The 12,507-nt window shown below is 69.9% G+C and carries 6 protein-coding genes; 5 read left to right on the top strand and 1 reads right to left on the bottom strand.

Annotated features, from left to right (window positions below):
* Positions 1 to 613: 613 nt before the first annotated feature.
* Entirely contained in the window at positions 614 to 1,645 is a 1,032-nt protein-coding gene (locus tag OG780_RS00360) for a hypothetical protein (RefSeq protein WP_328443449.1), read from the top strand.
* A gap of 396 nt (positions 1,646 to 2,041) precedes the next feature.
* On the opposite strand, the gene OG780_RS00355 is transcribed toward OG780_RS00360, so the two are convergent.
* Positions 2,042 to 2,464, bottom strand: a complete 423-nt coding sequence (locus tag OG780_RS00355; protein ID WP_328443447.1) for a DUF6221 family protein — start codon at positions 2,462 to 2,464, stop codon at positions 2,042 to 2,044.
* A gap of 837 nt (positions 2,465 to 3,301) precedes the next feature.
* Here OG780_RS00355 and OG780_RS00350 point away from each other — a divergent pair.
* From OG780_RS00350 to OG780_RS00335, 4 genes are read left to right on the top strand one after another with little or no spacing between them, the layout of a single operon-like run.
* The gene (locus tag OG780_RS00350) at positions 3,302 to 4,864 is read left to right on the top strand and encodes a DUF2397 family protein (RefSeq protein WP_328443446.1); all 1,563 of its coding nucleotides are present in this window, start codon (positions 3,302 to 3,304) and stop codon (positions 4,862 to 4,864) included.
* Positions 4,861 to 6,207 carry a DUF2398 family protein gene (locus OG780_RS00345; RefSeq protein WP_328443444.1) on the top strand — a complete coding sequence of 449 codons (1,347 nt, stop codon included), beginning with the start codon at positions 4,861 to 4,863 and terminating at the stop codon, positions 6,205 to 6,207. The genes OG780_RS00350 and OG780_RS00345 overlap by 4 nt, the downstream gene beginning before the upstream one ends.
* On the top strand, positions 6,204 to 11,207 hold the full coding sequence (locus tag OG780_RS00340; RefSeq protein ID WP_328443442.1) for an SbcC/MukB-like Walker B domain-containing protein: 5,004 nt from the start codon (positions 6,204 to 6,206) through the stop codon (positions 11,205 to 11,207). Before OG780_RS00345 ends, OG780_RS00340 begins: the two co-directional genes overlap by 4 nt.
* The gene (locus OG780_RS00335; RefSeq protein WP_328443440.1) at positions 11,207 to 12,481 is read left to right on the top strand and encodes a DUF2399 domain-containing protein; all 1,275 of its coding nucleotides are present in this window, start codon (positions 11,207 to 11,209) and stop codon (positions 12,479 to 12,481) included. The genes OG780_RS00340 and OG780_RS00335 overlap by 1 nt, the downstream gene beginning before the upstream one ends.
* Positions 12,482 to 12,507: the final 26 nt, after the last annotated feature.

Raw genomic sequence — 12,507 nt, 5'->3', positions numbered from 1 at the left:
GAAGTTCGTACACTTTTGCCTTCACCGGGATGCACTCGCTCACGTCGACGCGGACCTCTCCGACCGGTCGCAAATTTGCATATCGAGACGGACTTCGTAACCGCGATCACAAAATTCGAAGTTCACCGAGCATTCTTGGAATCCCTTGAACTGCGGTGCCAGGAAGGTGGATTGACGGGATCCGGAAGAAGCCGACCGAAGAGTTCTCCGATCGCCGACAGATCCGACCGGGCATGCTGCAATTCATCCGGGGTCGGCGCCGAATGTGTTCGAGCGGGTCGGACGGAGCCCGCGACGTGAGCGGCTGCGCACCTGCCGAACTGCGGGCGACCGCTCCCCGGTGCCTGGCGCTGCACCCGCAGGCACCGCGAGATCCGGAGGCCGACACCCTCACGCGCTCCCCGACCGGACGACGAATCGGGCCAGGAGGCCCGGACCGAGTCGCGATTCGGTGTCCCCGACGGCGCCGTCGGCAACACCCACACGCCAAATACCCCCATCCGGGAACCATCGGCCGGGGACAGGTGTCGGCAAGACCCGACGACCACGCGGGCGCCTCTCGACGCCGGATGACATCCTTGATCGGATACGCCGTCATGTACCGGAGGTTCGCGTGCCGCTCGTTGTCATCCAGCCGTCCTACGGCAACCCTGCAGCCCGCCGGCACTGGCGCGACACGCTCGACCACGTCGTCGACTTCACCCACACCGTGCGCGCACCTCTTCTGACCCCCTCGCAGCGCGAGCAACTGCAGGGGTTCCACCCCGGTGGATCCGCCCGGTTCTGGGGGGCGACGGGCCGTCAGGACCGGAAGATGGAGCGCCTGAGCCCGGGAGACGTCGTCCTGTTCACCGGCCTGAACCATGTGCGCGGCATCGGCGAGATCGGCGCGCTCTTTCGCAACGCGGCCTTCGCGGACAGCATGTGGGGCGCCGACGAGGACAACGGCAGCTGGCACAACGTCTACAGCCTTCTGTCGTTCACCCCTGTCGAGATCCCCTACACCGAGATCTGGGCACTCCCCGGATTCAACGCCGGCGACAACTTCATGGGCCTTCGCATCCTGGACCCCGAGAAGGCCGCCACCGTCCTGGACGGCCTGGGCATCGAGACACAGACCGAGGCCCGCGACGACGACAGCCGTCAAGAACCCGTCGCCCGCGCCCTGCGCACCCACACCGACATCGTCGACGGCGAGGTCCTGCGCACCCCGAGCACCCGCTACCGCCTCGAGGAGCGCGAGCTGATCGTCCACCGCACGGAGGCGTTCCTGGTACAGGAGTACGTCGGCTTTCTGGGCGTCGACCGGCCGCAGCGACTGCGCACCCCCGCCGGGATCACCGACCTGCATCTGGCCCTGCCGGACGGCAGCGAGGTCGTGGAGGCCAAACGCGCCAGCAGCCGCCGGTTCGTCCGGGAAGCCCTGGCACAGCTGTTGGACTACGCCCCCCACACCCCCCAACCGGCGATACGGCTGTCGGCGCTCTTCCCGGAGCGCCCCGCCGACCGTGATCTGGAACTGCTGCACCGCTACGGCGTCGACTGCGTCCACCGCACGGACCCGATGACCTTCGAACGCATGCCGGCACCGCAGGAGACGCGGGCGAGCATGATGCCGCTGTGGCAGCAACGCCAGCACGACTGATGTCCGCCCCAAGTGCGGGGCGGACATCAGGTTTCGCCCCGCCCCGCACGACCAGGCGCGAGTCAAGGAACGGCACGCGGAGACCAGGTGGGACGCCTGCCGTCCATCGGTGAGGAGCCGAGCAGGGGCATCATCCGATGGACCGGACAGCGACGCCGGATGGCCGAAAGCCCGGCGACTCTGATCCCTTTCAGTCCCTGGAAGGCGGGGACGGTGGGGCGCGCAGGCCTGAGGGGGCTCGATCTGAACGCTCCTGTGCCGATGGGGTGAGGCGTCGAACGCCTCCCTCAGCGGGACGAAGCCTCGTGCGTTGCGGCCCTCGCCTCATCACACCGGCGTCACCCGATCGGTGCCGACGTGGAAGCGCTCAGTGACGGGCCGTTGTACCTCTGCGGGTCAGCCGGTGCGATGGCGCCTGCGGGTGCTGTTCTGGTGCATGCCGGGCTCGTATTTCTCGTCATGCTCTCGCTTGTCCTCGAGCGGCAGCCACTCGGGCCGGAAGTCGGGGTGGTCGGCGTATGCCGCAACGAGTTTGTAGATCACCGGCCTGCGGAGATACAGCGGGATGCTGGCGACCAAGTCCGCAGCCACGCTCTGCCAGATGGTGAGGTTTCCGCCCTCTTCTTTCCAAGCCTTCCAGTCATGCCCCTCAACCCAGTGCATGATCTGGCGTTTCGTGGCAACGTCGGCGAGGACCCGGGCCTGCAACCGTGCCGTGCCCTCGTCCTTGCCGGGCTTCACTGCGTGAGCAGTATTTTCATCGTCGCGAAGACGGGCCCGGAAGAACTCCATCATGACCGCGAAGTCGTCTGGTCTCATCGCCTTTCCCCCTTGTCGGCAACCGCTTTGGGGCCATCATTCACCACGGATGGAAGGAGTCCGCCCTCCTGCGTGGCGGTGACGGGATCTCTGTGGAATCTCGGGATCAGCCGGTCACGGATGTGCCAAGATGCCCCTCCATCGCGCGAATGCCTCGGGCTGGGACTGTCCTGTCCGCGAGCAGTCCACGTCCGCGATCTCCGAGCGGGTGGAGGGGCGGCCAGTTGGGTCACCGTGGGCTCCTGGCGCGGTGACGGGCGGAGACGCCGAGCGGCTCAGTGGACTGCCCTGCGTTACGACGTCCGCCCGGCGCCCTGCGGGCAGGCTTCCTACCGGACAGGCCCGGCACGGCCGACGCTCTGCTCGATCTCCTTCGTCTTCGTGCGCGGTCGAGGCGCATCGAAGAATTAGAACTGAAGTTCCCATTCTCGTGGATGCTGAAATTAATGGCTTGTTCAGAAGCCCTTCATGGGTTCTGAACCCGCGTCCGAGGGACCTGTTCCTTCCTGGGTCGGAGACCTCACTAGGGGTGCCGGATCTGCCGATCCGTGAAAATTCCCAGGTCATCACATTGAAGCTGCGGTCGTGTTGAAGCGTCAACGCATCCTGTGGGTCTCTGGGGGCTCCCACCGGTCGTGACGGGAAGAACGCATTGCATTCAGACAGGCGACGGGTCTTCAAGAGGCTCTGCGTGCGTCAGGTTCCGGTGCCGTTGTCAGTGGCAGTGGATAACTTCAAATGCATTGTTGTCCGAGCTCCAGTCGACGAAATGAGCGCCGGAGTTCGCACTTGGGGGAGACCCCGCCCGCGGGCGGGTGTCGGCGTGAGGGGGTAGGCGTGTCGAGGCCGCGGATGTGGTGGCAGGAGGTCGTACCGGGGGACTGGTACGTGTTCGGGATGCCCGATGACCTGGTGCGCGAGCGCTATCTCGCGCTGCTGGCCGCTTTGGAGGAGTTGTCCACCCGTGGGCCGATGTCGACGCTGTCCGACATCGCCGCGCAGGTCAAGACCGTCGGCTACCACGACCCGCTGCCCGAGCCCGAGTTGCGCAACTCGCTGGACCAACTGGCCAAGTGGGGTTTTGCCGAGCCGTTTCGTGACTACGCGGCTCCGGTGCGCAGCTTCCAGGGACTGGTCGTGCGGCAGGAGGCGTGGGCGCTGACGCGCCGGGGGCGGGGGGTCGTTGCTGCGGTGCGTGCAGCGGTGGTCGATGTGGTGCGCGCACTTCAGCTGCCCAGCCGTCTGCTCGACGGGGTGGGGCGCACGCTGCGCGACATCCTCGAGCACCTGGACGGTGATCACGGTCTGCTGCCCGGTGATCTCGAGGACGTCCGCACCCGCATCGACGAACTGCAGCGGGTCACCGCCGACTTCTACGCGGCGCTGGCGAGGATGGTGCAGTCCGACGTCACCGACAACGAGGTGTTCGGCGAGAACCGGGACCGGGTCGTCGAGGCGCTGCGCCAGTTTCCCCGCGAATACGGTCGGGGCCTGCCGCGGGTGGAGACTGCACTGGCCGAGCTGCGTGAGGCCGGCTTCTCCCGTGCGGTGGAGGCGGCGTCCGAGCACGCCGGGCTGGTGGATGCCGCCGATCAGCAGCACTGGATCGACGAGCGGGTCCGCCGGCTGGCCGACCTGGAGGCCTGGTTCAAGGCGGACGGCACCGTGCACCGGCTGATCAGCTCGGCCAGCGGCGCGGTCCACACACTGCTGGTCGCCATCGACCGCCGCTACATGGCCCGCCGGCGCGGCAGCGACCTGGGAGTCGATTTCCGGGCGCTGGCCTACAGCCTGCACCGCCAGCCGGACGACACGGCCGCGCGCCGGGTGTACGCGGCGGCGTTCGGGGACTGGCCTGCCTGGCACGCCGTCATCCGCGCGGGTGAGGAGGACGTCGCTCACGGCACGGCGGCCCGGGCGGGCACCAGCCGCCATCACGTCGAGGTGACTTTGCGCGAACACGAACGGCACGGACCTTCCACGGGCCGACCCCGCAAGGTGCCCGACACCACCGTCAGTCGGGCCGCCGCCCAGGCCGAGGCACAATCCGCCGCAAGGCGCCGCCGTCATCTGACCGGGCTGCTGGCCACCGACGGCGAGGTCGATCTCGGACACTTCGCCGCTCTGCCCTCGGATGCGGCCGTCGTCCTGCTCAATGCCGTCGAGGTCGCGCTGAGCCAGTACGACCCCAAGGCCGGCTGCGGGCGGGCCGAGGTCGACGACGCAGGCCTGCAGGTGACCGTGCGGCCCGGGCGGCCGCAGACCACCGTCACGGTCGCTCTCGCCGAAGGCCGGCTGTCCGGACCCGACCTGAGGATCTCCGTCACCCCGCTGGGCCAGAGCACCGCCGTGCACACCGTGCCCGCGGCCCGGACCGCGCAGACCTGGAGCGTGGCATGAACGAGGCGCTTCTGCTCCCGGCCGACCTGCGCGAGAGCGCCCGCCGGCTCATCGCGACCGGGCGTCTGAGGGAGGAGAGCGATCCCGAGGAATACCGGGCGGCGCTCAAGGGCCACCAGGCACTGGCGGAGTTCTTCCGCACCGAACTGAACTGGGTCCTGGAGGTCCACGAGGTTGCAGGTCTTGTCCGACTCCACAAGCGCCGCAGCGACGTTCCCGCCGACCGCGGCCCGCTGCTGTCCCGCGAGCGGCGTCCGCTGGCCTCCGCCACCGTGATGATCCTGGTCTGTCTGGCGTGCGAGCAGCTGTGGCGTCGCCCGCGCATGAGCCTGCGCGAACTCCTGCAAGCCATCGCCCAGGTCTGCGCCACCGAGGCCTTGCAGGGGCGGCTGCCCCGTTTTCCCGTCGTGGCCTCGCAGGAGGTGAGCAAGAAGGAGGCCCGCGAGCACCGGCAGAGCCTGGCCGATGCCCTCAAACTCCTCGTCGCCGAAGGCACCGTCAGCGTCGACGCCGATCTGGACCGCGCCCTGGCAGACGACGACGGCGACCTCGTCGTCACCGCCTCCCGCGACCGCCTCGCCGCCAAGTTCTCCTCCCTGTCACCCACCCTGCTGGAACTGAACGACCTGCCGCCCCAACAGCACGCCGCAGCGCTGTCCGCCGAATCCCTCATGGACCACACCCTCGAAGGAACGGACGCACCACCCACGCTGGAACAGCGGCGCCTGAAGGTCATCCGCCGGCTGGTCGACGACCCGGCCACCGACCCGCTCGACGACCACACCGACACCACCACCTACCTGCACACCCTGACCGGACGCGAACGCGCCCTCAACGTCAGTGCCGCCCTGGGCCTTGCCACCACCGTGCGCCGCGACTGGTGGCAGACCACCGATCCCACCGGCCAGGCCAGCGGCATCGACTTCCCCAACGGCCGCCGCATGGAACGCCAGGCAGCTCTGGCCCTGCTGGCCACCCTCCCCGACCGCGACGATCCCACCGCTGCACTGACGCTCACCGAAGTCACCGATCTGTTCACCCGTGTGCGCGACAACCAGCCCCGCTGGGCCGCCTCCTACGACCGCATGCCCGCACTGGCCCGCGCCGCGGCCGCCGAACTGGTCGGCGTCGCCCTGCTCATCCCCGACCCCGAGATCCCCGACCGGTGGCAACCCACCCCCGGCGTGCACCTGTGGCGCGTCCGCGTCCACCAGAGCCTCCCGGCCGCGATCCGTCCCCACGCATCGCCCGCCACCCCTCCGCGGTTCGAGCAACAGCTCCTGGCCGAACCCGCAGCAGAGGCAGACCGTGCGCCCGCCGACCGGCAAGGAGACGAAGGATGAGCATCACGGAACATCCCGCCCGGCACCTGGGCCCGGCCGCCGCCAGCGAACTGGCACTGGGCCTGCCCGGAGCGGACGACCGCTGGCAGCCCACCCGCGCCGGCATCGTCAACTCATGGGCCTGGGCCGACGAGCAACTCTGGTTCTCCGACGGCTGGCTCGCCCTGGTCGGCCCCAACGGATCCGGAAAGTCCCTCACCGCCTCCATGCTGGTCACTGTCCTGCTGGACGCCGACACCTCCCAGACCGCCCTGTCGGTGTCCGGGAAGGCCGCAGGAACCCTCACCAGCCGACACACCGACTGGAACGACCGGGAAGACCGCACCGGCATCTGGTGGCTCGAGTACGGGCTGCGCGACGCAGCCGCCGGACACACCCAGTTCCTGACCACCGGACTGTGGCTGAGGGCCACCGGAGGGCACCTGCACCGGGCGTTCTTCATCGCACCCGGACGGGTGGGAAGCGAACTCACCCTGGAAAGGGACCGCGAACCCGTACGCCTGGAAGCTCTTGCCGGGCAGCTGGCCGACTGCCACGGCGAGCTGTTCGCCGACTCCAGGGCCCTGCGCGGCCTGCCCACCCGGCTCACCCTCCAGGACGAGCGCTCCTACCGACAGGCCATCCGCACCCGCCTGTTCACCCCGCTCAACGAGGTCCAGTTCGAAGCACTGCTCGCCGTCCTGCGCAGCCTGCGCAGTCTGCGCACCGCCGAAGCCATTTCCCCCACCCGCATGCGCCAGGTCCTCACCGACGCCCTGCCCGCTCTCGACACCGAGAACCTCACCCTGATCGCCGAGGCGATGGAGCGAATCGCCGAACTCGAGAGCAAACTGCAGCGCACCCGCCAGGAAGCCAAACTCCTGGAGGACACCGACCGCAACTACCACCGCTACCTGCGCACCGTCGCCCAGGTCGAGGCCGCCGCCCTGACCGCAGCCAACACCGACTTCGACAACCAGGCCCGCCGCACCAAGAAGGCCACCGACGACCTCGAGGCCGCCGAGAAGACCTATGGGGACGCCGAACGACAGCAGGCGCAGACCCGGACCGAGATCTCCGAGCTCAAAGGCCGCCTGGACGGGGACGAGCTGCTGCTGCGCGACCATGCCGGTGCTGAATTGCCCCACAAGGAGGAACGCGCCCGCGACCTTGCGACCGTGGCCGCGGCCGCCACCGACCGGGCCGAGACGGCCGACGCCGACGCCGACGAAGCCCTCCAGAAGGCCGACCACAGCTCCGACGCCGCCCGGGCCGCGCAGCAGCACCTCACAGGGCTCGCAAGCGACCTGCGCGCCGGCGTCACCGACCTGGGAGCCGAAGCCGCCTTCGAGCACCTCCTCGCCGCCTCCGCAGTCCTGACCGCGGCCCGCTCCGGCGCCGAGACGGCCCTGGACACCCAGCGGCTGTGCAGCCATCCCCTGTCCTGGACGGACGACCGCATCCGCCAGATCCAGTCCGTCGACCGCGCCCTGGTCAAGCACCAGCACACGCAGAGCGCGGAGAGCGATGCGGCAGCCGAGCGGCGCAGTGCGCAGGACCAGGAAGACATCCGTCGTGAAGCGGCGCGCGGGGCGAGCGCCCGCCGGCGCCAGACCGAGGAAGACCTGGCCGCTCGCCTCGAGGCCTGGCAGCAGGACGCGCCCCAGATCGGCCCCGTGGCGGCCGATCTGATCACCCTCGGCGAAGACGCGACGGACCGTATGGACACCGGCAGGCTCACCGACTGGCTGGCCTGCGCAGCTGCCGCAACCCGGTCCCGGATCGACCTGGCCGGGCATCAGCTGACCGCGGCCACCGACGCCGCTCTGGCCCGGTCCGAGGCCCGTCGGGCCGAAGAGGCCCACGCGGATCACACCGCCGCACAGCACGCCACGGCCGAGGCCGCCGACGCGCACGAAACCGCTCAGCAGCGGGCGGACGACGAGAGCGCAGCAGACGAACGCCGGCGCGCGGACGCCCACCACGCTCACCAACAGACCCAAAACGATGCCCGGGCCGAGCTCGATGCGCTCGACCGTGCCCGAAACGACGCCGAATCCGCAGCTGCCCGAGAGGCGGCCGACTGGGTCGGTGAGATCCACTCCTGGCGCAGCCGACTGACGCACCTGGCCGCCACCGACATTCCCCTGCCCGCCTCGTCGACGCCGGCCGCGCAGCTCGAAACCCTGCAGCCCGCCGACCTCGAACTCACCGCTGCCCGCGCGCACACCCGGGCCACCGTGCGTCTGCAACGCCGGGCGGATGCCGCCGGCCGACAGGTGGAGGCCGCGACCGAGCAGGTCGCCGCCGTCGAGAGCGACCTGGAACAAAGCCGTCAGGCCGCACCGACGCCTCCGGCACCCGCCTGGCGCACGCGCAGCCCCCAGGACGGCGTCCCCCTGTGGGCCCTGGTCGACTTCATCCCCGGCCTGCCCACCCGTGAAGCGGACCGTCTCGAGGGTGCCCTTCTCGTGGCCGGTCTCCTCGACGCTCTGGTCACCTCCGACGGACGCCTCGTCGGTGGAGACCTCACCTTCACCGCCGCCGCGCCTGCGCCGGGGCGCACGCTGGCCGATCTGCTGGTCGTCGAAACAGATCCCGCCCTCGACGCCGACCGGGTCCGCGACGTCCTCGCCGCCATCGCCATAGACACCCCGGGCCGCGACCTGGCCGCGGGACAGCTGGCCCACGGGGTCCTCACCGCCGGCGCCCCCGACGGCTACCAGGCGGCCTTCATCGGCCGCACCACCCGGGAACGGGTCCGCCGACAACAAGTGGCTCGCCTCGAACAAGACCTGGCAGCAGCACTCGACCTCCAGAGCGACGCACAGGACGAACTGACCCGTCGCCGCCAGGACATCGCCGACGCGGACGTCGAGCGCGACAGCTTCCCGCCCGCCACCCGACTCCTCGACGCCCGCGCCGACCTCGCCCGCCGGCGACGGGCCGCCGACGACGCCGAGCGCCGCACCGCACAACTCCTGGCCGACGCCCGCCTCACCCTTCACCGCACCCTGGCCGTCCTGGACACTGCAGCGGCCGAACGCACCACGCGTGTGGCGGTCGCCGCACGCGAACACCAGCACGCCCAGGAGACCGAGAACCAGGCCGCCACCGCAGCCAAGGACGCACAGGATCTCGCCACGCGACAGACCGCCACCGCCCGACACAGCGAACAGATACGAGCGCAGGCCGCCGCCGCCCAAAAAGAGGCCGACGCCGAACAAGCAGACTTCCCCCACCAGACAATTCACACGGTCAACACTGCCCAGCACGACGAGGACGGTGCCGAAGGGGAACTGACCCAGGCCCGCTCGGACGCCCTCAAAGCCACCCATCGCCACCAGGAAGCCGGCAAAGCCGTCAGCGACGCACTGCGCGCGCTCAACCGGGCAGCAACCCTGCCCGATGGCAGCCTTCTGCCCACCGAGCCGCAACGCCTGCAGACGCACCAGGCGGCCGTCAACCAGCTGACCGGGCACATCCAGGCATGGGACCACGCGGCGGGCCGTGTCACCGACCTCTTCACACGGGCCGACACCGACAGGCAACAGGCCCACACCCTCCACCAACGTCGCACCCTGGCCCGACAAGAGGCCGACAAAGCATTGCAGTCCGCGCGCGAGGAAGCCGCCTCCGTCGCCGAGATGCGCACCCTGTACGGAGCCGAGTACCAAGAACTCCGCGCACACCGGGACACCACCGCCCAGGCACTCCAGGAGGCCGAAGCACACGCCGAGGTCCTGCACAACCGACAGCAGACCGCCGGCCAAGCAGCCAGCGCCGCCCGCGCCACCCTGGAAGCCATCACCCCGCTGCGCCAGGACGCCGAGAACACACGCGATGCCCACCTGCGCAGGCTCGGCCGACTGGTCGACGAACACCTGGCCACCGTGCCCGACGACGTGCCCACCGACCCCGCCGGCCGCCCCGCCCATCTCACCGCCGGACTCACCTGGGCCAGGCGCCTGCTCGCCGACGCCGCCGGCGGCCCCGACCGCCTCGCCGCCCTGACCCGACTGCGCGACCGCCACCTCACCGCACTGGAAACCAGCGCCCGCACCGCCAGCACCGCCCTGGCCCGCTTCGACCGGCAGGTCACCCTCGTCAGCATCGAAGACACCGCTTGGCGGCGCGCAGTCGTCGCCGACCCCGCCGCCGTACGAGGCGAAGACGTCCACACCACCGTCCACGCCCTCAACGCCACCGCCGCCCAGCTCGAGGACGACCTGCGCGCCGACGTCAAACAGACCCTCAAAACAAGCCTGTTCACCCGCCTGCAGCGCGACATCCAACTACGTCGGGAAGCAGCCTGGGACCTCGTCGCCAAGATCCGCACCACCCTCGACGACGTCCGCACCGGCGTCGCCGACGTCGGAGTCCAGGTCCAATGGGGCGTCCGCGACGACCCCGACGCCCAGCGCATGGTGCATCTCATCGAACAGCCGCCCTCCGACGACACCTTCGAGCAGATGTATGACGTGCTGCGCCAACGCATGAACGAAAAGGCCGGCGAACCGTGGCCCGACCGCGTCGCCCACACCTTCGACTACCGCGCCTGGCACACCTGGAAGATCTCCGTCACCCACGCCTCCTTCGAAGCCGCAGGCAAAGAGAAATTCCGCGAAGTCACCGCCCGCTCCAACCCGCTGGAAGCCCTCTCCACCGGCGAACGACGCCTGGCCACCATGCTCCCGCTGCTCGCCGCCGCCTGGTCGATGTACTCGGCCGACCACTACCGAGGCCCCCGCCTGCTGTCCATCGACGAGATCGACGCAGCCTTCGACGACCCCAACCTCCGCCAGATCCTCGCCCTGCTGCGCTCCTGGAACTTCGACGTCCTGGCCACCGCACCCTTCATGACCCCCCTGATCAAGAAGGAGACCCGGCGCGCCATGATCCACCAGGTCGTCACCACCGGACGCCACCGCGTCACCGTGCCCTGGCTCTGGCAGGGCCACGGCGAACCCCAGCCCCTCAGCCTCGACCTGACCACCACCCAGCCCCAGGACACACCCTGATGGCCGATCTGGACGTCATCGCCACCGACCCCGACCTCGCCCCGCTGTGGCAGGCCGTCCACGACCGCCTCAGCACCGGCAAGACCCCGTCCGACATCGCCACCATCACCGTGCCCGCCCTCTCCCCGAGCGCAGTGGCCGCCCTACGATCCTGGCTCGACACCCCTGCCCAGCGCCGCCGCGGCCGCACCTCGGTCCCGCACACCCCCCACGGCCACAAGGTGCCGCTACACCCCCTCCTTACCGCCCTCCACCTGACGGCGGAACAACTACAACCCCTCGTCGAACGCGCCATCGGCCGCAAGGTCGTCAACCGCAAGAACGACCGGCTCGAATCCGCCCTGCTGCGCCAGGAACTTTGGGACCACGCCGCAACCCGACTTCCGCACCTGCCCCTGCTGCTGGCCCGCCTCAAGGCCACCGGAATCGAGAACGACGCCGCCCCACAGATACGCCGACTCGTCGACGCCCTGTACGCCCTGACCCGCGAACTGCCCCACCAACGCCCCCGCACCCTGGCCAAACTCGCCCACGACCACGCAGGCGACCCGCACTACTTCGACCTCGCCACCTTGCCAGGACAACGCTTGGTCTCCGCAGTGGCCGAACTCGCCGGACGACCCGAACCCACCCGCCCCGACCACATCCGCGCCCTGCTCGCCGAATCCGGCATCATCGCCGACCGACTCTCCGCCACCGTCCTGCTCCACCAGGTCCGCCCCACCGGCGACGGCCCCATCGACCGGCGCCTTCGCGAAGCGACCGCCCCCGTGGCCCTGACCCTCCTCGACCTCACCCTCTCGCCACCGAGCCTGGCACCCACACCCCTCACGGTGGTGGAAAACCCCTCGATCCTGGAAGAAGCCCTCGCCCGCGCCAGCACCCTGCCCCTGGCCTGCACCAGCGGCCAGTTACGCGCCGTCGACCACGCCCTCCTCCAACTCGCCGTGGACCAAGGGGTCCCCCTGCGCTACGCAGGCGACCTCGACACCGCAGGCCTCCAGATCGCCGCCACAGTGCACCAGCTCTACGGCGCCGAACTCGTGGCCATGGACGCCACCATCGTCCACACGACGCGAAGCACACCCTCAGCCGTCCCCATCGGCGCACTTCCACCTGCCCACAGCAGCACAGAGCTGGGCCAAGCCCTGCAAGCAGATGGCCGCATCGTCTACCAGGAACACGACGCAGTCCTCGACCGCCTCCTCGCCACGCAGGACGCGAGCGTCACGACCTCGAAGGCACATGCTCCGGCGCACGACGCAGACCGTTGATCGAGGGCGAGGAGCACACCACACCT

Source organism: Streptomyces sp. NBC_00386 (genome assembly GCF_036063235.1).
In the GTDB taxonomy this organism is placed as follows: Bacteria; Actinomycetota; Actinomycetes; order Streptomycetales; family Streptomycetaceae; genus Streptomyces.
The sequence above is the reverse complement of the archived record's forward strand: the minus strand, read 5'-3'. Positions and strand labels throughout refer to the sequence as shown.